Origin of the sequence: Nocardiopsis exhalans (assembly GCF_024134545.1) — a bacterium.
GTDB lineage: Bacteria > Actinomycetota > Actinomycetes > Streptosporangiales > Streptosporangiaceae > Nocardiopsis > Nocardiopsis exhalans.
On sequence record NZ_CP099837.1, the window covers coordinates 3,266,982 to 3,287,637 of the forward strand.

Sequence of the window (20,656 nt, forward strand, 5' to 3'; positions counted from 1 at the left end):
CACGGCCCCGCCCCCGAGAAAGGCCGAACGATGAGACGACGATCCCTGCTGGCGGGCGCCTTCGCGGTGCTCCTGGCAGCCACCGCCTGCGGTGGCGCTGAAGGCGAGCAGGCCTCCGCCGACGGCACCACCCTGCGCTACGCGGCGGTGGGGGCCCCGGCGGCCACCACCCACGACCCGCACGGCCGCGTCGGCAACGAATCCGACTACCTGCGGTTCGCCATGCTCTACGACGTACTGACCGTGACGGACGACAACGGGGCCGTCCAGCCCCGCCTGGCCGAGTCCTGGGAGCCGGACGGAGACGACCTGACCCGCTGGACCGTGTCCCTGCGCGACGACGCCGTCTTCTCCGACGGCGATCCGGTCACCGCCGACGACGTCCTGTTCTCCCTGGAGCGCATCCAGGGCAAGGGCGCCGAGAACAACGGGCGCCTGTCCGCGTTCGACCTGGAGGCCTCCTCCGTCACCGGCGAGAACACCGTCGAGCTGGTCACCCACCAGCCCTACGCGGAGGTGGGCGGTGCCCTGGCCTCCCTGACCTTCGTGGTGCCCGAGGGCAGCGACGACATCACCGAGCCCGTGATCGGCTCCGGACCGTTCCAGCTGGAGGAGTACGACGACACCACCGCCGTCCTGAACCGGCACGACGGCTGGTGGGGCGACGCTCCGGGCTACGACACACTCCGGATCAGCGCCTTGCCCGACCCAGGCGCACGGGCCGACGCGGTGGCCTCGGGACAGGCGGACATCGCCGGGAGCGTGGCACCCGCCAGCGCCCAGCAGCACGAGGAGGACGACTCCGTCCAGGTGGTCACCCGGCCCGGGGGAGTGAACTACCCGCTGGTCATGGACCTGGGCACCGAACCCTTCGACGACCCCGGCGTGCGTGAGGCCGTCAAGCTCGCCCTCGACCGGGAGCAGCTCGTCGAGACGGTCTTCCTCGGCTACGGAGAGCCCGGCGCGGACCTGCTCAACCCCCAGGAGCCCTTCGCCCCGCAGGCGGAGCCGATCGAGCGCGACCTGGACCGCGCCCGGGAACTCCTGGAGGAGGCCGGTCACGGGGACGGGGTCGAACTCACCCTGCACGCGACCAACTCCTACCCCGGTATGGAGGAGACCGCGACCCTGGCCGCCGAACAGCTCTCCGAAGCGGGCATCGACGTCTCGATCGAGGTCGGTCCGCCCGACACCTACTGGGCCCAGGTGTGGAACGTCGAACCGTTCTACCTCAACAGCCTCGGCGGGAACGGGTTCGTGGACTTCGGCCGGATGGCGCTGCTCGCTGACGGTCCCATCAACGAGACCAGCTGGGAAGACCCCGACTGGGACGCCGACTTCACCGAGGCCCTGGCCACCGCCGACGAAGACGAGAGGCACGCCCTGCTCGCCGACCTGCAGCAGCGGGTCGCCGATGACGGCGGCTACGTGGTCTGGGGCACCGGAGACGGCATCGACCTGGCCGCCCCCGGTGTGAGCGGCCTGCCCACCGGACCCGGCTTCCACCGTCTGTTCATCGAACAGGTCGAGGCCGCCGGCTGATGTTCGGCCCCGAGACCGCCCCCGCGACCGCCCTCCCACACCCGAGGAGGGCGGCCGCGGGGGACTCGTTCCTGTTCGCACTGGCTCGGGCCGTGCTTCTGCTGGCCCTGGTCTCGGCAGCTGTCTTCACCGCCACCGAACTCCTGCCCGGGGACGCCGCCGACCTGCGGGCCTCCGCCGGGGCCGACGAGGAGCAGATACGACACCTACGGCAGGAGCTGGGGCTGGACACCGAGCCCTGGCGCCGCTACCTGGACTGGGTGAGTGCCCTGCTCACCGGTGACCTGGGCACCTCCCTGGTCAACGGCCGTCCGGTCGCCGACACCCTCGCCCAGCGGCTGCCCGCCACCCTCGCCCTCGTGGCCGGGGCTCTGGCGTTCGCGGCGCCCGCGTCCCTGGCCCTGGCCTGGTGGGCGGGCACGACACGGCGCGGGCGCCGTATCTCCACCGCGGTCCTGACCGGCGGCGCCGCGGTGCCCATGGCGGTCACGGCCGCCGCCCTGGCCGCGCTGTTCTCGGGCGCCCTCGGTCTGGTGCCGCCGGTGTCCCTGCTCCCACCCGGCGCCAGCCCCTGGCACCATCCGGACCTGCTCTTCCTGCCGGTGCTGTCGATGGCGCTGCCCACCGCGTTCTTCGGCGCGAGCCTCCTGGCGGGCGCGGTGGCCGACACCGTGCGCCTGCCGCACGTGGCCGACGCCCGACGCAGGGGCGTGCCCTCCTGGCAGATCGCCCTGGTGGACGTGCTGCCCTTCCTGCTGGCTCCCTTCGTCCGGGTCACAGCGGTCGTGGCGGGCGGACTCATCGCGGCCGCGGCCGTCGTCGAGACCCTCTTCGGCTACCCGGGGGTGGGTTCGCTCCTGGTCTCGGCCATCTCCTCCCGCGACCTGCCGGTGGTCCAGGCCACGGCCGTACTCGCCGCGGCGGTCGTGCTGGCGGGACTGCTGCTCGGCGACCTGGTGGCGGCGCTGACCGAGCCCGCACGCGGGAGGACGGCATGATTCGGCTGCTGGTGCCGTTGTCGCTGGCCGCAGTCGCGGCCCTGGTGCTCGGCGGCGGATGGCTGGCGCCCTACGACCCGACATCCACGGCCGGTGCGCCCTGGCAGCCACCGAACCCCGCGCACCTGCTCGGGACTGACGCCCTGGGCCGGGACGTGTGGTCGCGGGTCCTGGCCGGGGGAGGGCGGCTGCTGACCGTCTCCGTGGCGGCCGCCCTGTGCGCCTCCGCCCTCGGCATCGCGGGCGGTCTGGTCGCGGGATGGTCCGGCGGACCCCTCGCGCGCCTGCTCACCGCCTGCGCGGACTTCCTCCTCGCCCTGCCGTCCCTGCTGCTGGCCCTGGTGGCCGCGATCGCCCTGCCCTGGCAGACCGCCGTCGTCGTGGCGACGGTGTGCGGGGGAGCGCCCCTCACCCTGCGCGTGGTCCGCGACGCCGTCCGCACCATCCGTACCTCCGGGTACGTGGAGGCCGCCCTCCTGCGCGGTGAGACCACCGCCTCGGTCCTGCTCCGCGAGGTGTTCCCGGCCATGCGCGGACTTGTCTCCGCCGACCTGGGACTGCGCCTGGTCGTGGCGATCCAGGTCTGTGCCGCGCTCGGTGTCCTGGGCCTGGGCGCGACCCCGCCCGCCCCGGACTGGGCGCTCATGCTGCGGGAGAACATGACCGGGGTCGCGACCAACCCGTGGGCGGTGGCCGCACCCGCGATCGCCCTCGGCGCCACGACGGTCTTGTTCGCCCTGGCAGCCCAACTCTCCTTCCACGAACACGAGGACCGGCGCCCGAACAGGGCCGGCCAAGAGGAGAAACCCCATGCCTGAAGGACTGGACGTGGCGGACCTGGTGGTCGAGAACACCGAAGGGCTGCCGATCATCGGGCCGGTGGACCTGCACTTCCCGGACGGCGCGGTGACCGCGGTCATGGGGGCCTCCGGCAGCGGCAAGACCAGCGCGCTCCTCGCCGCGATCGACGCCCTGCCACCCGGACTGGTCCGCCGCTCCGGACACGTCCACTGGCAGGGAATCCGGGTCCCCCGGGGGCGCGTCGGACGGCGCTGGCGCCTGGCCACGGTGGGCATCCTCGGCCAGGACCCCGCCTCGGACCTGCACCCCCTGCGATCGGTCGCCTCCCTCGTGGCCGACGCACTGCCCCGCGGACCGCGCCGCAAGCACACGCGGACAGTGCGCGCCGCCCTCACCGACCTCGGACTGGACACCGACGCCCTGTGGCCCCGGCGCCCGCACGAGATCTCCGGCGGCCAGGCCCAACGGGTGGCCCTGGCCCGCGCCGTCGTCGCCGACCCCGAAATCCTCCTGCTGGACGAACCCACCAGCGGCCTGGACCCCACCACGGTCGAACTCGTGGTCCGGGCCATCGACGGCCGAAGAGGACGATCGGGCCGCACGACCGTGGTGATCACCCACGACCGGGAATTCGCCCACCGTGTGGCCGACCACCACATCACCCTGGGAACCCCCGCCGAAGCCGGTCGGGCAGGGCCCGCGGTCGCACACCGCCGCGCCGACGAGACCCCCGTACTGGAACTGGAACACCTCCGGGTCACCACCCCGGCCGGTCTGCCCCTGATCGACGACGTCACCCTGACGGTGCACCCGGGCGAGGCCCTCGCGATCCTGGGCCCCTCCGGCAGCGGAAAATCGACCCTGCTCCGGAGCATCGCGGGCCTGCACCCTTCAGCATCGGGGACGATGACCCTCGACCGGGCCCCGCTGTCCCCACGGCTGCGGACACGTACGCGGGACACCCTGCGCTCCGTCCAATTCATCACCCAGGACCCGGCCGGCGCACTCAACCCCGCCCACCGAATCAGCACGGTCCTGGCCCGACCGTCGATGGTCCTGCGCGGACTGTCCCGGACCCAGGCCCGCTCCGAGGTCCCCCAACTGCTGGAACGGGTAGGTCTGCCCGCCGACCTCGCCCACGCCCGTCCCACACGGCTCTCCGGAGGCCAACGCCAGCGTGTGGCGATCGCCCGCGCCCTGGCCGCACGCCCCCGCCTCCTCCTGGCCGACGAGGTCACCTCGTCCCTGGACGCCGCGAGCGCGCACAGGGTCTTGGACCTCCTCGACACCCTGCGCGCGGAGGAGGGCCTGGCCGTCGTCATGGTCACCCACGATCGGACCGTCGCCGACCGGGCCGACCACGTCCTCACCCTGGACCCAGGCCAACGCAGTCCGGCCCCCGGGCCGCAGTCCGGGGTGGGGGCTCGTTGCGCGAGGAAAGAGCCCTGTGCCACGTCGCCGTAACCGGGAGGACGAAGCGTCGTCCGCTCCTGCCCGACCGACCCGGGTCGCGGGCGTCGATGAGGGTCTGGTTCTCTGGGACGAGCGTGGCAACGAAACAGGAGACGACCTCACGCCGCGCCGCCTCGGATGCGAACACCGATGACTCCCTGTTCGTTCTGTTCGCAGCGTGCTCCGTCGTGTCCGGGGACCTTGTGCTCACCCGGATACGGGCCGCATCGGACGGGCGTGATCCTCGCAGGAGTCCTTCGGCGCGGCCGGGGACGAACCCGGTCCACAGGAAGGACGACGCGGGCATGACCGGGCGGGTCGGGGGCGGGGGACCGTCCCCGCGTCCGCGGGTGCGCCGTGCTACGTCTGTGTTAACAATCGGCCGGTGCACTGCTCTGGCCAGGGGCTTCGTGGGCGGGGGAGATAGCCTCCCGGAAGTAACATCCCACTCCGAAGACAGGAAATCCCCCGATGTCGAACCAGAGCACACCTGTGAGGCCCGGTGTGGTGACCGCCGCACGGATCATTCTCTTCGTGGTCTGCGGCCTGTCCGGCGCCCTGTTGGTGATGAACCTCCTCGAGAGCATCGGTGCCTTCCTGCACCCCGATGGGCCCGACGCCGTCTTCGCCACGGTGGGGGCGACCACCGGCAGCGTCCTGCGCGGCTTCCTCCTGGGGCTGATCACGATTGTGCTCCTGCTGGTGGCGGCGCTGCGGATCGGCAAGGGCGGCACGAAGAACCATCTGGTGGTGCGACTGCTGGTGGGCGGCGGCGGGTTGGTCTCGGTGCTGGACGTGGTCCTGTTCGGCGGTAATGCCGTCTTCATGGTGATCGTTCTGGCCTTGGTGGTCCTGATGCTGCTCCAGACCAAGCGCTCCCGGGAGTGGTTCGCCGCCATGGACTCAACCGCGCGAAACAGCTGAATCTACGCCATAAAGGTACATTTACTGCTCAATCCCCGGCTTTCCGGGTAAAAAGATCCCGGGGCCATGTGCGTTCCGCGTGAACTTCGCCGAACCGTTCACCCGTGTTGGGGTGGAGTCCGTACTCTGGACCCGCGCGAATCCGCGCGAGCGCCGGTGCGGGACGCGGTGGACGGGTGGCCCGCACCGGCTTCAGCTGTGTCTGAGGCCGGCGCTCAGCCCCGGGGTGCGGCCTCACGCAGGGCCCGTAGCACCCAGTGGCGACGGTTCGACCAGCCCAGGAACAGGCGCACTCGCCCCTCCTCCTCGACCGGGGAGTGCCCTGCCACGGCCTGCCGCAGCCCGGCCAGGATCGGCGTCAGGATCTCCCGCGTGTGCCGGGGGTACGCGATCCGGTCGGTCATGCGATCAAGAGCGGCGCGCTGCTCCTCCTCCGAGCATCGGGACAGGAAGTACACGCACTGGCGCCAGGCGAACGCCGCGTTCTTGACGTGCCCGAGCCGGCCCTCGACCCGGGGCAGGCGGTCGAGGATCCCGACCACGGTCTCGTAGGCGTCCCACGCCGCCACGGCCCACCCCTGGTCGGGGCTGGCGCCCAGGTCCTCCAGCAGCGCGAGGTTGTGCGTGGTGAGGATCTGCGCCTGCTCGATCACCATGCCTGCGGCGGCCACCCCGCCGCTCGGATCACCCGCGCGCCGCTGGCACAGCCGGGCCAGCGCCCCGGACGCGGTCCACGGATTGTCGGTCCCCTGGGCAGGGGAGGGCAGCTGCTCGGGGTCGAGGCCGTAGTACCGCGCGTACAGCCCGCCCCGGGTGCGCTCCGCGGCCAGCCGCGCCGCGCGCAGGAACTTGGGGGACAGCCTGCCCGTGAAGATGTCGGCGGCCAGCTCCTCCACGAACGGTGCGTCCATGTCGGCGGCGTGGGCCAGCACGGCGAACTGGCGGACCAGGGGATTGGGCGTGATCGTGCCCGGGAAGGCGGTGAGCACCGTCGACCCGATTCGGGGCAGCAGGGCGCGCGCGGCCTCGCGGCGGCGGTTCCGATCGCTCAGGTGCGGGGCCAGCGCCCGGACCCAGGGCAGCTCCTCGGAGCGCACCTGGGCGGACAGGTCGGCCAGGAGTAGGGAGCGCCGCTGGCTGAAGGCTCGGTGGTGCGCGGCGGTCAGATGAGTCAGGGCCTGGTCGGGTGCGGCACTGGCCTCGGCCCGGGCCACAAGCAGCGGGATGACCTGGGCCACGACCTCGGCGGAGGGCACGACCCCGGCCTTGATGAGCTCCGCCAGGGGCGCGGACATGGCGGGAAGTACGGTCGCCCGCAGGTACTCCGGGAACGGCCAGGCCACCGGAAGTCCGTGCTCGGCGGCCTCCTCCAGGGAGACGGGCAGGACGAGCTCGGACATCCGGGTCGTTCCGGTGTGCCGGGGCAGGGCGTTCAACCGGTTGCAGAGCAGCCGGGCGAGATCGTCGTGGGTGGGCCGGGCGGCCTGCGCGGCCTGGACCCGGCGCACCGCGGTGTGCTGACGGTCTCCGGGGCGGCCGCGCTTGCGCAGCATGGCGTCTACGGAGCACTGGAGCAGTCCGCGTCGGCGGGGAGAGAGTTCGGTGGAGGCCGGGTCAGCGGGCTCAACGGGCTCGGCAGGCTCGGGAGTGGGGCCGCGCCGACTGCCCCGCCGGGTCTCGCTGTCGCTGGGGGCGCCGGGGCCGCCAACACCGCCGGAGTCGTTCTCGGGCACGCTCCCCTCCTGACCGGTGGCCTCGTGGAGGGCGGCCAGGAGGATGGCGAGGTTCTCCTTGGGGCGGCGGTGCTTGGTGCACAGGGTGTGTTCAGCGGCCAGCCGTGCGTACTCGGCCAGCAGGCCCCGGGAGCGTTCGGCCCAGCCGTCGGGGCGGTGAGCGTCTACTCGACCGCCGGGGTCGGTGGTGGCCAGCCAGTGGGACAGGATGCGGTCGCTGAAGGGCGCCCAGATCGTCAGGGCCTCGCTCTGGGTGCGGGCCTTGACACTGGCCCGGGGGTGTGTGGCGCGGGCATGCAGCTTGTCCGCGACCTGGCCGACCGTGGCGCGGTGGACGGAGTGTTCGGCAAGGGCGACCCCAGACCCGGTCCCGGCTCCAGCCCGGGCCCCGGGAAGGGGGCGCGGGGTGAAGCAGAGAGTGCCGGTGAAGGGCTCGAGAACCTTCAGCAGCCGCAGAGCGGCAGGGGCGTCCCCGGCACGCAGCAACCAGGCCACGGTGAGCAGCGCGGCCTCCTCGGGGTGGCCGAGTTCGTAGTCGCCGCTGTCCAGCAGGGTGGTGAGCTCGGCCAGACCGCTCTCACCGAGGTGGTGCTCGAACACGGCGCGGCGCCGCGCGGGCAGGCCGTGGCGGGCGGCCAGTTCCGCCTCGTGCGGGTTCAGGGGGCCGCCCGCGGCGGGGCGTCCGGTAGCGAAACCGCCCTGGGCCACCTCGAGGGTGACCCAGGTGGGCAGGTCGCGTACCGGGGTGCGCGAACCGATCTCCAGCGAGCCGTCGGCCATCCCGGCGGTGACGCTGTTCCAGGCGCTGACGCGGTTCTCGGCCAGGAGGCGGACCTCGGGGTCCTCATGGGTGAGGGCGGTGCTCAGGGCCCGGGCCAGCTGCTGACGGGGGTACACGGGATTGATCTGTGGATTGTCCATGGCCAGCACGGCGGGGTTCGCACCCGCACCATCCCGGGCCCGAGCCGGGTGCTCTGCTTACTTGAGCTACGCGCTGTGAGGCCGCCAGGTTAGTGGTTCCGGGGCGGGTGGGAAAAGTGGTTTTCCGGTGCTCCCCGAACTACCCCGGAAACGCTCCTTGAGCCGCTCCCGGCACGTGGTCAGTCCGGGTTGTGGGCCAGGATCAGGTCGGTCAGTTCCTGGCTGGGGAAGTCCATCACGACCACTCCCGTCCGAGAGGCCGACACGGGACGCAGGTGGTCGGTCGCGCGGGGGTTGACCCCGCGGATGCCCAGCGCGCCCCAGGCGACCTCGCGCGGGTTGGCCCAGGGAGCCCCGCTGCCGCTGAGGTGGTTGACGTGGAGCACGTCGCCCGGTCCGGCTTCGGTCGCGTCGAAGTGGTCGCGGGCCTTCTCCCACTTGGCGGGGATGTCGAAGAGCGTGGGCACCCGGTAGTCGTCCTGGATGTCCAGGGCGGGGCCGTTCCAGTGGACGCCGTAGTCGCGGGAGGCGGAGAAGTCCTGGACGATGATGATCCGGCCGCGCACCTCGCCCAGGTCCGGAACCCCCTCCGCGCCCGGTTCGGGCACCCACAGGCGCTTCGAGAGCACGTCGCGGGTGTCCGGGTTCTCGTGGATGTAGTGGTCCAGGGTCTCCTCGTAGGTCCGGGTGTTCTCGACCTCGGTGTGCTCCTTCTTCATACGCATCAGCACCGTCTCGGTCGGGTGCGCGTCGAGGAAGATGCCGATGTCGGTGACCACGTCGGTGAAGTTCAGGTGCAGGTACTCGGCGCCGTGGTGGATGGGGAAGGCGTCGCGGTAGTGGCGGGTGCGGACGTCGAGGAAGCGCACACCGGAGTCGAGCTGCTCGGCCAGGTCCAGGTCCTGTGTGCGCGACCACACGGTGCCGCGCCAGGCCCCGGTGTCGTGTGTGCCGGGGATGGACAGCGCCGCCAGGTTGGCGCTGTCGGGGACGGCCGCCATCCACTCGGCGCGGACCACCGACGATTCCTGGGCGGGGGCCGGCTCCGCGGCCGCCGGCGCCGCGGCGGCCAGGAGCGAACCGACCATGAGAACAGCGACCAGCGCCGGGCCCGTGTGGTGAGCCAGGACGCGCTGGGCGACGGGGGAGGTGAGCATGGAGGCATCCCTTCGCGGGCAGGGGCGGGCCTGGGGGAGCGGGCCGCCCCTCACCCTGCCACGCGGTGCCGGCGCTGCCACCCCCCTTTCCCTGCTGGATTCGGGCTCAGGCGGTGGAGCTGAGGCCGTAGCGGGGGCTGAAGCGGGTGGACAGCTCCAGGATCCGGTGGGCCCCGGGCAGGGGCCCTGTGGAGAGGAGTGCGCGCAGGCAGGGGCACCATTCGATGCGGTTCTGGGCGAGGCAGGCCTGGACCCCGAGCAGGCGAAGGCAGAGCGCCAGGTCGCGCAGGGGCGGGCCCGGGGCGGCCGGTTCCAGACCCCGGGACAGGGCCAGGTTGGCGACCTGGTTCTGGCGGGCACGCGCCAGAGCCCTGACGATGCCGTGCTCGGGCGTGCGGCCCAGGTCGGCGAAGCCGTTCTCGGCGATGGTGAAGAGGGTGTCGCGCTCAGCGGAGCGGACCGGATCGCAGGCCCGGGCGAGGGTCTCCAACATGGGGCAGTGTGCGCGGGCCCGAGGAGCGGACACACGCTGCCACAGGCGTACGGGCATCAGCTGACCGAGGGTGTACATCGCGGCCTGGGTGTGCGAGGAGTACCAGTCGCGTGCCATTCCGGCGTTCTCAGGGCGGTGGATCTGGGCGGGCGGCGGGTCGGACCCCAGGAGTGTGCCCAGACGCGCGCCCTTTCGGCGCGGAGGGTGGAACAGGTCCGAGTAGGGCGCCCAGGGAGGGGTGGGGGAGTCCATGTCTTCGAGGTTCGGTCACTCTGGGACGCGGTGCCATAGCCGTGGCGGTGAGGTTCCCCGGGCTCTCCGGTAAGCCGGGCGGACCGAGGCTGTTGCTGGTGTGGTGTCGGGGTTGGGAGTGTTTTCCCCTTGTGCGTGCGTAGCGGACGGTGTTGCATGTCTTCTGGTTTTGCTGCCGTTGGTGGGTGCCCGTCGTACCGTGAGTGCGCAGAGCGGTCGGGCCGCCGTGGGGAGGAACGCGGGCGCATGGCTGAGGGCAACTGGCAGTGCGGGATGTGCGCGGCCTACAACGAGCCGTCCAAACACGTGTGCATGGTGTGCGACACCTTCCGGGCGCTGGGCACGCGCGGGGCCGAGCCCACCAGCGGCGACCTGCTGGCACCGACGCAGGACATGTTCGGGGGCCTGCCGGAGGAGCCCGTCGCAGCGCGGCCTTCCGAAGCGGAGGACGATCTCCCGCCGGTGCGGGTGATGGAGCCGCCACCTGCCCGCCTCGGCGGGGAACGGGTACCGGAACCGGAGACCGTGCCCGCGGCGGAGCCCGAGCGGGTCTCGGAAGGGTTGACCGAACCGGTGGTGACCGAACCGGTGCCGCGGGCGGAGCCCGAACCGGCCCAGGGGTGGTGGGAGTGGCAGACCGAGGCCGGCACCGAACCGGTGCCGGTACCGGTTGCCACCGGACCCGAAGTCACCGAACCTCTGCCGACGGTGTCCGGGCCTGCCGACACCGCCCACAGGCTCGTTGGTCGGTGGAGCCTGCCGCGCTGGCCGCAGGGGACCGCGCGAGCGCTGGCACTGGCCGCGGTCGGCGGCGTGGTGCTGTTTCTGGCATGGATCTTACCCGGGAGCGAGGAGGAAGCGACCGGACCGGCCGAGGGGGAGGCACAGGGCCGGAAGTGTCCGGAGCGGATCGCAGAGCTCGTCCCGGGAGCGGGTCGGGGGGCTCTGGTGGACGCCTTCGAGACCGAACGGCACCGGATCGTGCTGTGTGCGAACGGCGCGGGCGAGCTGTACTACTTCGGGGAGTTCCTCGACGGCAACGGCGAGGTGATGGTGGTGCCCGCCGTACGCACGGACGAGGGATACGTCGCGGACGCGGGCCAGACCCGCTACGAGATCGGCGGCGGGGTGGTCGTCATCACCGGAGGGGACGGAGCGGAGATCGCCCGGCTTCCCCTGGAGCCGGTGCCCGATCCGGAGTGACCGGGTGCGGGAGACCGGAAGAGAGGTGGGTGACGGGTGCGTGGCCGTGCTTGGCGAGCACCCGTCAGCCCAGAGCTCCAATCAACCCAGTGCTCCCGTCAACCCAGTGCTGGAACGTCCGTCCCTAGCGGGTCTTCACGACGGCCGCGATGAGACCGGAGATGATCATCATCGACAGGCTGATGATCATGAGCACGAACGCGACGGTTCCGACCATGGTGTTTCCTTCACTGTTTCGTCCCCCGGGAACCGCGGGCCGTTTACCCCCGGCACCCGGCACACCGGGACACCCGGAGTTTCGGGCGCGGCATGTACCTCTTCGGTGGATCACCCTATCTCGCCGTCACCGCGACGCCGCGTCGGGTGCCCGCTCTGACCAGCGTGGTTCAGCTCTCGTTCCAGAACTGTTGATAGGCCCGCACCAGCCAACGGTCGGCCCAGTCGGTGTCGGGGTGCTCAGGCAGGTGGGAGGTCCGGCACAGCTCCTCCAGCCGGGTCTCCAGCTCCTTGGCCCGGGTCAGCGCGTCGTCGCGGCTGTGCTCGCCGCGGCGCAGGGCGAGCAGCCACGCACGGTCGGGTTCGGGCATGGGCAGGGTGAGGTTTCCGGTCTCCAGCAGCTCCACGCCCTGAAGGCCCAGCCGGACCATGTGGTAGGCGTACTTGGTGTCGAAGCCGTGCTGTTCCACCAGTTCGGGGCGGTTGGTGTGCTTGCCGCCGCGGGTTCCCGCCATGCGGTCGCGCTGGGCGCGCAGGTAACCGAGGAAGCGCTCGCCCGCCCTGCGGGAGAGGAAGCGCTCGGCGTTGGCGCGCAGGTCGCGGCCGACGGGGGTGACGGTGACGATCTCGTGGTCGGGGACGAAGAGCGGCAGCAGGACGGTGGGGTTGCCCTCCAGCGCCAGACGGGTCCACTTGCGCAGTGAGTAGACGGTCAGGTCCAGGTCACCGAAGCCCGACCGGGTGTGTTCGGGCTGGCTGCGGTAGATGTACTGCTCGAAGGCGCGTAGACCGATGACGTACTCGGGCGGTTCGACGCACACGCCCATCTCGTCGCGGTCGTTCTGGCCGTCGAGGCTGAGGCCGTGCACACCGGAGCCGACCTGGCAGCGCAGCACGGTGCCCTGCTCGGCGATGCGGGCGAACTCCTCGGTGGAGTGCTTCACCTGGGCCTCCCGGTTCGGTTGTGGTGTCGGCCGCAACCTATCGGGATCACGGCGGCTCCGACGACCGAATAAAAGGGAGTTTTGGTACTTGTCGGGCGGGGTCGGAGTCCGTTTACTGGTCCCGTAGTTCGTCCGGTACCAGCCGGGCGCCGCAGTGGAAAGCAGGACCGTGCCCCCCGAGAACCCCGAGATCCCCGAACCGAAGATCGACACCTCCGTCCCGCACAACGCCAGGATCTGGAACTACTGGCTGGGCGGCAAGGACAACTACCCGGTCGACCGGGAGATGGGCGAGCAGATCCGCTCGTTCTTCCCCGAGATCGTCGACAACGCGATCGCCGACCGCGCCTTCCTGGTCCGCACCGTCACCTACCTGGCCCAGGAGAAGGGGATCCGGCAGTTCCTGGACATCGGTACGGGGCTGCCCACCCACAACAACACCCACGAGGTCGCCCAGGCGGTGGCCTCCGACGCGCGCGTGGTGTACGCGGACAACGACCCGCTGGTCCTCGCACACGCCCGGGCCCTTCTCACCGGCTCCGAACAGGGTGCCACCGACTACGTCGACGCCGACCTGCGCGACCCCGACGCCATTCTGGCCGCGGCCGCCAAAACCCTGGACCTGAGCCGACCGGTGGCCCTGATGCTGCTGGGCGTGGTCAACTTCGTGGCTGACGACGCCGAGGTGCGATCGGTCCTGGACCGCCTGCTGGGGGCGCTCGCACCCGGCAGCTACCTGGTGGTCTCCCATCCCACCGACGACATCGACAACGAACGCGCGCACCAGGTGGCCGCGGCGTGGAACGAGAAGGGCACCCCCAAGCTCACCATCCGTTCGGCAGCGGGCATCGAGGCTCTCTTCGACGGCCTGGAGCTGTTGGAACCGGGCGTTGTCTCCTGCTCGCTGTGGCGTCCGGAAGCGGCTGAGGTCGGCAGCATCCGCCCGGTCGCCGAGTACGGCGGGGTGGCCCGCAAGGCCTAGGGGCTTTTCTGGGCCCGGTGAGCACCCCGGGTCGGTTTTCGGCCCCTCCCCCTCGGTGATCTTGCTACTGGAAGCCCGGAGCCACTGGAACCCAAGGCGCCGAACTTGCTCCTGGTAGCAAGATCTACTGGTCCACCATGGTGGGTGTCGGGAGGGTTTCGACGGGAGCCGCCCGACAGCGGGGCTGGGGTGACTCAAGCAAGATCTGTCCCACGTGGACCTTGTCGTGACCTGTCCACCAGCGCTCGCAGGCCAAGGCCCTGGCCGCGGGAGTGACCTTATAGAAGCCTGTGCAGCCGATAACTCACAGTAGATCTGTCCCCCGGGCCAGGGCCCTGGTAGTCGTCCCGTTCCTGACCAAGAGGAAGCAGGACACCACCATGGTGACAGTGGGTATCGACCCGCACAAGGACATGCACCAAGCCGTCGCGCTGGCCCAGGACGGCACCCGCCTGGGCAGGGCCAAGAAGGTCCAGACGGGCCCCGAGGCCCTGGGCCAGCTCTTGACCTGGATCCGCGCCCTGGCCGGAAACGGCCCGGTGCTGTGGGCCATCGAGGGCGGCCCCGGGCTGGGCCGGGCCATCGCTGACGCCCTGCTGGGAGCGGGCCAGGAAGTGGTGTGGGTGCCGCCGCGCGCCATGGCCGCCCACCGCAAGCTGAGCGGGCCGGTGGGCGCCAAGTCCGACGTGATCGACGCGGTGGCCATCGCGCGTGCGGCCCTGGCCACCCCTGACCTGGCCCGCCACCGGATCGACCCGCAGGTGCGGCAGGTGCGTGCGCTGGTGGGCCTGCGCCAGAATCTGACCGATCAGCGTGTGGCCCTGACCAACCGGGTGCTGGCGGCGGTGCACATCGAGTTGGACCACCGCCTGGGCAAGGGGCGTTGAAAACCCGGGCCAAGGTGGGTCGGGTGCGTGCTCTGGTGGAGGGGGCCGAGCTGGACGAGGTGGCGCGGTGGGTGCTGCTGGAGCAGCTGGAGGAGATCCACACCCTGTTCGTGCGTGTTGTTGAGGTGGAGCGGCGTCTCAAGGAGCTGGTGGAGCCGTTGGCGCCGAACTTGTTGGGGATTCGTGGTGTGGGTGTGGTCTGGGCTGCGGTGTTGCTCTCGCAGGTGGGGGATGTGTCGCGGTTTGCGACCTCGGCGAAGATGGCGCGGTGGGCGGGGAGCGCGCCGATTCCGGTGTTTTCCTCGGGGCGGGATCGGCATCGGTTGCACCGGGGTGGGAACCGGCAGGTGAACCGGGCGTTGCACTCGATCGGGGTGGTTCAGGTCCGGTTGGGTGAGCCGGCTCGGGAGTTCGTGCGTTCCCGGGAGGAGGCCAAGGGCACCAAGGGTGCGTATCGGGCTTTGAAGCGGCATTTGGCGGATGTGGTGTATCGGGCGATGGTCGCTGATCAAGTGGTGAGAGGGCGGGCTGAGGTCTCTCTTCAGCCCGCCACTTGACATAGAAGCGTCACGGGGGGTGGGGTGGCGGGGTAGAGCTCGGTCAGCCCCTGGGGCGCTGGTCGATGATGCGGCGGAACTTGCCGACCGAGCGCTCGATCCGCTCGGGGTCGACGACGTCCACGGTCACGCTCACACCGACGCGGTCCTTGACCGTCGCGGTGATCTCCTTGCTCAGCATCACCCGGCGGTCGGCGGTGCAGTCCGGGGCGGCCTCCACGCGCACGGCCATGCGGTCCAGGCGGCCCTCCTTGGTGAGCACCAGCTGGAAGTGCGGGGCGAGCCCGTCCAGGCCCAGGACGATCTCCTCGATCTGGGTCGGGAAGACGTTGACCCCGCGCAGGATGATCATGTCGTCGCTGCGGCCGGTGACCTTGTCCATACGGCGCATCGGGCGGGCGGTGCCCGGGCGCAGGGTGGTCAGGTCGCGGGTGCGGTAGCGGATGACCGGCATGGCCTGCTTGGTCAGCGAGGTGAAGACCAGCTCGCCGTTCTCGCCGTCGGGCAGCACGTCCTGGGTGACGGGGTCGAGCACCTCGGGGTAGAAGTGGTCCTCCCAGACGTGCAGGCCGTCCTTGGTCTCCACGCACTCGTTGGCCACGCCCGGCCCCATGACCTCGGAGAGGCCGTAGATGTCCATGGCGTTGATGTCGAAGCGCTCCTCGATCTCCAGGCGCATCTTCTCGGTCCAGGGTTCGGCACCGAAGATCCCGGTCTTCAGGGAGGTCGTGCGCGGGTCGATGCCCTGGCGCTCGAACTCGTCCAGCAGGGTCAGCATGTAGCTGGGCGTGATCATGATGATCTCGGGCTGGAAGTCCTGGATGAGCTGGACCTGCTTGGCGGTCTGCCCGCCGGAGGCCGGGATGACCGTGCAGCCGAGCTTCTCGGCGCCGTAGTGGGCGCCCAGGCCGCCGGTGAACAGGCCGTAGCCGTAGGAGACGTGCACCTTGTGGCCGGGGCGGCCGCCCGCGGCGCGGATCGAACGGGCCACGACGGTGGCCCAGGTGTCGATGTCCTCACGGGTGTAGCCGACGACGGTGGGCTTGCCGGTGGTGCCGCTGGAGGCGTGGATGCGGCTGACCTGTTCCTGGGGGACCGCGAACATCCCGAAGGGGTAGTTGTCGCGCAGGTCGGCCTTGGTGGTGTGCGGGAAGAGGGCGATGTCCTCGAGGGTCTTCAGGTCCTCGGGGCGCACACCGGCCTCGTCGAACTTGCGCTTGTACAGGGGCACGTTCGTGTAGGCGTGCTCCAGGGTCCAGCGCAGGCGCTCGAACTGGAGGGCGCGCAGTTCGTCGACACTCATGCGCTCGGCCGGGTCCAGGGACTCGGGGGCGGGAGCCTGTCCCAGACGCTGCTGGAGGGCGGTACCGGCCGACTGCGTGGTGGTGTCCTGGCTTGCCATGGGCCTCTCCGGGTACTGTGCGCGGTGTTCCGTCAGGCTTGCGGGGCCTGGGAGGTTCGGCGGCGCGGCCGCGCTGAGGTGGGTCTTCGGTCGGTCCGCTGGGAGGGCCGACTTGCTTACTGACCGAACGTTCGGTTACTAATGCATTTACTCAGTCTCCGACATGCCGTGTCAAGGAGGCCTGTCGATGAGTTCACACTGGACGGTGGCGCAGACCACCGTAGTCAACATGGGAGGCCGTTCGTGAGCGACGTCTACGTGGTCGACGGGGTGCGCACCCCTCAGGGCCGTTACGGGGGCGCCCTCGCGGCCGTCCGTCCCGACGACCTCGCCGCCCGGGTCGTGTCCGAGGTGGTCCGCCGCGCCGGAGTCCCCGGTGACGTCGTGGACGAGGTCATCCTCGGCGCCGCCAACCAGGCCGGTGAGGACAACCGCAACGTGGCCCGCATGGCCGCCCTGCTGGCCGGACTGGACCCCAAGGTCCCCGGCTACACCGTCAACCGGCTGTGCGCCAGCGGCCTGACCGCCGTCTCCTCGGCCGCGCAGGCCATCCGCGCCGGTGAGGCCGACGTGATCGTCGCCGGCGGCGTGGAGTCCATGACCCGCGCCCCCTGGGTGATGGCCAAGCCCGGCACCCCTTGGGCCAAGCCGGGCGAGGTCGCCGACACCTCCCTGGGCTGGCGCTTCACCAACCCGCGCTTCGCCGCGGCCGACGCGAAGGTCACCGACGGCGCAGCTCCCGACGAGCTGCGCTACACGCTGTCCATGGGCGAGACCGCCGAGGAGGTCGCCATCCTGGAGGGTCTCACCCGCGAGGAGTGCGACGCCTTCGCACTGCGCAGCCACGAGCGCGCTATCGCCGCCGCCGAGGCGGGCCGCTTCGCCGACGAGATCGTCCCGGTCACCGTGCACGGCCGCAAGGGCCAGACCCACGAGGTCACCGAGGACGAGGGCCCGCGCCCCGGCTCCACCATGGAGAGCCTGGGCAAGCTCCGCCCGGTCTTCCGCCAGGGCGGCATCGTCACCGCCGGTAACTCCTCCTCGCTCTCCGACGGCGCCTCCGCGCTGGTCCTGGCCAGCGCCGAGGCCGTGCGCGAGTACAACCTCACCCCCCGCGCCCGGGTGGTCGCCTCCGCCTCCGCCGGGGTTGATCCACAGGTCATGGGCCTGGGTCCGGTCCCGGCCACCCAGAAGGCCCTGGGTCGTGCCGGGTGGAAGCTGGACGAGGTCGGCGCGGTCGAGCTCAACGAGGCCTTCGCCGCCCAGTCACTGGGCGTGATGCGCCAGCTCGGCCTGGACGAGTCCCGGGTCAACGCCGACGGCGGCGCCATCGCCCTGGGCCACCCGCTCGGTTCCTCCGGCGCCCGCATCCTGGTCACGCTGATGAACCGCATGGAGCGCGAGGACGCCCAGCGCGGCCTGGCCACCCTGTGCGTGGGCGTGGGTCAGGGCACCGCACTCCTGGTGGAGCGCCCGTGAGCCAGTACTCCGAGACCCACGACCCCGAAACCCGGTTCGAGACGCTCGGGGTCGAGTGGCGCGAGGACCGCGTGGTGGTCGAACTGCGCCGTCCCGAGGCCCGCAACGCCATCAACGCCGAGATGATCGCCGAGCTGCACCAGGTGTGCGCCCGGATCGAGGCCGACCCCAAGCCGCTGCTGCTCACCGGCCACGGCACCGTGTTCGCGGGCGGGGCCGACATCTCCGAACTGCGCGAACGCGGCCGCGATCAGGCCCTGGCCGGGATCAACAGTCGCCTGTTCGAGCGGTTGCACCGCCTCCAGGCGCCCACCGTGGCGGCGGTCGACGGCTTCGCGCTCGGCGGCGGCGCAGAGCTGTCCTACGCCTGCGACATCCGCATCGCCACCCCCACCGCCGTGTTCGCCCAGCCCGAGCCGGGCCTGGGCATCATCGCCGGGGCCGGGGCCTGCTGGCGCCTCAAGGAACTGGTCGGCACCTCGGTCGCCAAACAGGTGCTGATCGGCGGATTCAAGCTGGACGCCGAGGCCGCGCTGCGCCACGGCCTGGTCGCCGAGATCGTCCCGTCCGAGGAACTTCGTGAGCGCGCACACGGCCTGATCGACCGGATGGCCGCCTCCTCGGCGATGGCCCTGCGGATGACCAAGATGGTGCTGGACGCCGACGGCGTGCACCCGCTGGCCGACGACCTCACTCAGGCGGTGCTCTTCGAGAGTGCCGACAAGCACGACCGCATGACCCGTTTCCTGGAGAGGAAGAAGCGTTGAGCTCCGACAGCAGCGCCCCCGGCAACACCGCCTCCGGCATCACCCCGCGGGGTGTGCCCGCCGTCGTCGCCGTCATCGGCGGCGGCACCATGGGCGCCGGTATCGTCCAGCAGTTCCTGATGGCCGGGGCGGGCGTGGTGCTGGTCGAGGCCACCGCCGAGGCCGCCGACGCCGGTCGCGGCCGGGTCGGCGCCGGTCTGGACAAGGCCCGCGAGCGCGGCAAGATCGACGCCGAACCCGCCGCCTACCTCGCCCGCCTGAGCACCGTCACCGACGCCGCGGACATCCCGGCCGACGCAGGTCTGGTCGTGGAGGCCGTCCCGGAGAAGCCCGAACTCAAGCTCGCGGTGCTCACCGCCGCCGAGGCCGCCGTGGGCGAGGACACCGTCCTGGCCTCCAACACCAGCTCGCTGTCGGTCACCGAGCTGGCCGCCGCGCTCAAGCGCCCCGCCCGCTTCCTGGGCACCCACTTCTTCAACCCGGTCCCCGCCTCCAAGCTCGTGGAGATCGTGACCGCCCCCGAGACCGACCCCGCCGTCCTGGAAACGGTGCGCGGCTGGGTCGGCGCCCTGGGCAAGACCGAGATCGTGGTGCGCGACGCCCCCGGTTTCGCCACCAGCCGCCTCGGCGTCATGCTGGGTCTGGAGGCCATCCGCATGGTCGAGGAGGGCGTCGCCTCGCCCGCCGACATCGACACCGCCATGGAGCTCGGCTACCGCCACCCGATGGGCCCGCTCAAGCTCACCGACCTGGTCGGACTCGACGTGCGCCTGGCCATCGCCGAGTACCTGGCCACCGAACTGGGGGACCGGTTCTCGCCGCCCGAGCTCCTGCGCCGTAAGGTCGCCGAGGGCAAGCTCGGCCGCAAGAGCGGCGAGGGCTTCCACATCTGGGACAAGGGATAAGGGAGACAAGGCGTGAGTGAAGACAAGGCGGCGGAGTTCGTCGAGGCCGACGGGGTCGCCACCATCCGGCTGAACCGTCCGGGGCTGACCCGCGGGGCCAAGGAGGAGCTGCTGGCCGCGGTGCGTGAGGCAGTGGCGTCCACCACCGCCCGCGCGGTGCTGTTCCTGGGGTCGGACAAGGCGTTCTGCCTGGGCCAGGACCTGGCCGAGCACGCGCGGATCCTGGCGGAGACCCCCGGCCAGGCGCTGACCACGGTGCGCGAGCACTACAACAGGATCGTGCTGGGCCTGGAGGAGATCCAGGTCCCCCTCGTGGTCGGGATCGGCGGTGCCTGCGTGGGCGCCGGGATGGGGTTCGCCCTCGCCGGTGACGTGCGCGTGGCCGCCCGCAGGGCCAAGTTCGGGACGGCCTTCACCGGCATCGGTCTGGCCTCGGACTCGGGGTTGGCCTACCGCCTGGTGAGTTCGCTGGGCCAGGCGCGCGCCATGGAGCTGATGCTGCTGGGCACGGTGTTCGGCGCCGAGCGCGCCCGCGAGCTGGGCCTGGTCACCGAGGTCGTGGACGACCAGGACTGGGAGACGCGCGCCCGCGAGGTCGCCGTTCAGCTGGCCTCGGGTCCGACGGCGGCGTTCGTGGCGGCCAAGCGCGAGGTGCGCTCGGCGGCCGGGGGCGAGATGGACCTGCCCGAGCTGTTGGAGGAGGAGGCCGAGCTGCAGAACCAGCTCGGTGTGACCGCCGACCACGTCGGTGCGGTCAAGGCCTTCCTGAACAAGCAGAAGCCGACCTTCACGGGCCAGTAGAAGTCCGGTAGTCGGCCCCTGCGGGGCGCCGAAGGTTCCTGCCCTGCTTTGAGCGCCCGAGCACGGGCCAGAGTCAGAAGCAAGCTGCGCGCGTCAGCACATCCGTTGGGGGTGGTGGCGGGCGATGGCCGGGCGCAGGCCCAAGGAAATACAGTGACCTGCTCGGATTCGGGCGCCCGGGGACTTGCGTCGGGCGCCCGGATCCGGGGATACTAATTACTGACCGAACGTTCGGTTATG

18 protein-coding genes and 1 tRNA gene are annotated in these 20,656 nt (G+C 71.3%); 13 read left to right on the forward strand and 6 right to left on the reverse strand.

Features of this window, described 5'->3' with window-relative positions:
* Positions 1-30: 30 nt before the first annotated feature.
* The 5 genes from NE857_RS14455 (at position 31) to NE857_RS14475 (ending at position 5,717) form a co-directional block, all read left to right on the forward strand.
* Positions 31-1,542 carry an ABC transporter substrate-binding protein gene (locus NE857_RS14455; protein ID WP_254421457.1) on the forward strand — a complete coding sequence of 504 codons (1,512 nt, stop codon included), beginning with the start codon at positions 31-33 and terminating at the stop codon, positions 1,540-1,542.
* Complete coding sequence (locus NE857_RS14460) at positions 1,542-2,540, forward strand: ABC transporter permease (protein WP_254421458.1); 999 nt, start codon at positions 1,542-1,544, stop codon at positions 2,538-2,540. Before NE857_RS14455 ends, NE857_RS14460 begins: the two co-directional genes overlap by 1 nt.
* Positions 2,537-3,358 carry an ABC transporter permease gene (locus NE857_RS14465; RefSeq protein WP_254421459.1) on the forward strand — a complete coding sequence of 274 codons (822 nt, stop codon included), beginning with the start codon at positions 2,537-2,539 and terminating at the stop codon, positions 3,356-3,358. Before NE857_RS14460 ends, NE857_RS14465 begins: the two co-directional genes overlap by 4 nt.
* Positions 3,351-4,805: an ABC transporter ATP-binding protein gene (locus NE857_RS14470; RefSeq protein WP_254421460.1), complete on the forward strand. Its 1,455-nt coding sequence runs from the start codon at positions 3,351-3,353 to the stop codon at positions 4,803-4,805. Before NE857_RS14465 ends, NE857_RS14470 begins: the two co-directional genes overlap by 8 nt.
* A 459-nt stretch (positions 4,806-5,264) precedes the next feature.
* The gene (locus tag NE857_RS14475) at positions 5,265-5,717 is read left to right on the forward strand and encodes a hypothetical protein (protein ID WP_254421461.1); all 453 of its coding nucleotides are present in this window, start codon (positions 5,265-5,267) and stop codon (positions 5,715-5,717) included.
* Between the two features lie 215 nt (positions 5,718-5,932).
* Here the strand turns inward: NE857_RS14475 and NE857_RS14480 are convergent, their stop codons facing one another.
* The 4 genes from NE857_RS14480 to NE857_RS14495 all read right to left on the reverse strand — a co-directional run bounded on the left by NE857_RS14480 (position 5,933) and on the right by NE857_RS14495 (position 10,273).
* Positions 5,933-8,371, reverse strand: coding sequence for a transcriptional regulator (locus NE857_RS14480; RefSeq protein WP_254421462.1), 2,439 nt, complete (start codon positions 8,369-8,371; stop codon positions 5,933-5,935).
* Positions 8,371-8,447, reverse strand: a tRNA-Pro gene (locus tag NE857_RS14485). Before NE857_RS14485 ends, NE857_RS14480 begins: the two co-directional genes overlap by 1 nt.
* A 103-nt stretch (positions 8,448-8,550) precedes the next feature.
* Positions 8,551-9,528 (reverse strand): phosphatidylinositol-specific phospholipase C, encoded by a 978-nt coding sequence (locus tag NE857_RS14490; RefSeq protein ID WP_254421463.1) that lies wholly within the window; start codon positions 9,526-9,528, stop codon positions 8,551-8,553.
* Positions 9,529-9,634: 106 nt separating this feature from the next.
* Positions 9,635-10,273 carry a hypothetical protein gene (locus NE857_RS14495; RefSeq protein WP_254421464.1) on the reverse strand — a complete coding sequence of 213 codons (639 nt, stop codon included), beginning with the start codon at positions 10,271-10,273 and terminating at the stop codon, positions 9,635-9,637.
* A gap of 246 nt (positions 10,274-10,519) precedes the next feature.
* On the opposite strand from NE857_RS14495, the gene NE857_RS14500 reads away from it, so the two are divergent.
* Complete coding sequence (locus NE857_RS14500) at positions 10,520-11,476, forward strand: hypothetical protein (protein WP_254421465.1); 957 nt, start codon at positions 10,520-10,522, stop codon at positions 11,474-11,476.
* A 386-nt stretch (positions 11,477-11,862) separates the two neighbouring features.
* Here the strand turns inward: NE857_RS14500 and NE857_RS14505 are convergent, their stop codons facing one another.
* Positions 11,863-12,636: a nucleotidyltransferase domain-containing protein gene (locus NE857_RS14505; protein ID WP_254421466.1), complete on the reverse strand. Its 774-nt coding sequence runs from the start codon at positions 12,634-12,636 to the stop codon at positions 11,863-11,865.
* Positions 12,637-12,805: 169 nt separating this feature from the next.
* Here NE857_RS14505 and NE857_RS14510 point away from each other — a divergent pair, with 169 nt between their 5' ends.
* From NE857_RS14510 to NE857_RS14520, 3 genes are all read left to right on the forward strand, one after another.
* Complete coding sequence (locus NE857_RS14510; RefSeq protein WP_254421467.1) at positions 12,806-13,618, forward strand: SAM-dependent methyltransferase; 813 nt, start codon at positions 12,806-12,808, stop codon at positions 13,616-13,618.
* Positions 13,619-13,998: 380 nt separating this feature from the next.
* Positions 13,999-14,505, forward strand: a complete 507-nt coding sequence (locus NE857_RS14515) for an IS110 family transposase (RefSeq protein ID WP_254416874.1) — start codon at positions 13,999-14,001, stop codon at positions 14,503-14,505.
* Between the two features lie 23 nt (positions 14,506-14,528).
* Positions 14,529-15,062 carry a transposase gene (locus tag NE857_RS14520; RefSeq protein ID WP_254416875.1) on the forward strand — a complete coding sequence of 178 codons (534 nt, stop codon included), beginning with the start codon at positions 14,529-14,531 and terminating at the stop codon, positions 15,060-15,062.
* 43 nt (positions 15,063-15,105) lie between these two features.
* Here NE857_RS14520 and paaK read toward each other — a convergent pair whose 3' ends face one another.
* Positions 15,106-16,464, reverse strand: coding sequence for a phenylacetate--CoA ligase PaaK (gene paaK / locus NE857_RS14525; protein ID WP_254421468.1), 1,359 nt, complete (start codon positions 16,462-16,464; stop codon positions 15,106-15,108).
* 243 nt (positions 16,465-16,707) lie between these two features.
* On the opposite strand from paaK, the gene NE857_RS14530 reads away from it, so the two are divergent.
* The 4 genes from NE857_RS14530 to NE857_RS14545 are packed head-to-tail and all read left to right on the forward strand — an operon-like array spanning position 16,708 to position 20,416.
* A complete protein-coding gene (locus tag NE857_RS14530; RefSeq protein ID WP_254421469.1) occupies positions 16,708-17,943 on the forward strand; it encodes a thiolase family protein in 1,236 nt (411 codons plus the stop codon).
* Entirely contained in the window at positions 17,940-18,710 is a 771-nt protein-coding gene (locus NE857_RS14535) for an enoyl-CoA hydratase/isomerase family protein (RefSeq protein WP_254421470.1), read from the forward strand. The genes NE857_RS14530 and NE857_RS14535 overlap by 4 nt, the downstream gene beginning before the upstream one ends.
* Positions 18,707-19,615: a 3-hydroxyacyl-CoA dehydrogenase family protein gene (locus tag NE857_RS14540; protein ID WP_301184335.1), complete on the forward strand. Its 909-nt coding sequence runs from the start codon at positions 18,707-18,709 to the stop codon at positions 19,613-19,615. Before NE857_RS14535 ends, NE857_RS14540 begins: the two co-directional genes overlap by 4 nt.
* Before the next feature lie 12 nt (positions 19,616-19,627).
* Positions 19,628-20,416 carry an enoyl-CoA hydratase/isomerase family protein gene (locus tag NE857_RS14545; protein ID WP_254421471.1) on the forward strand — a complete coding sequence of 263 codons (789 nt, stop codon included), beginning with the start codon at positions 19,628-19,630 and terminating at the stop codon, positions 20,414-20,416.
* Positions 20,417-20,656: the final 240 nt, after the last annotated feature.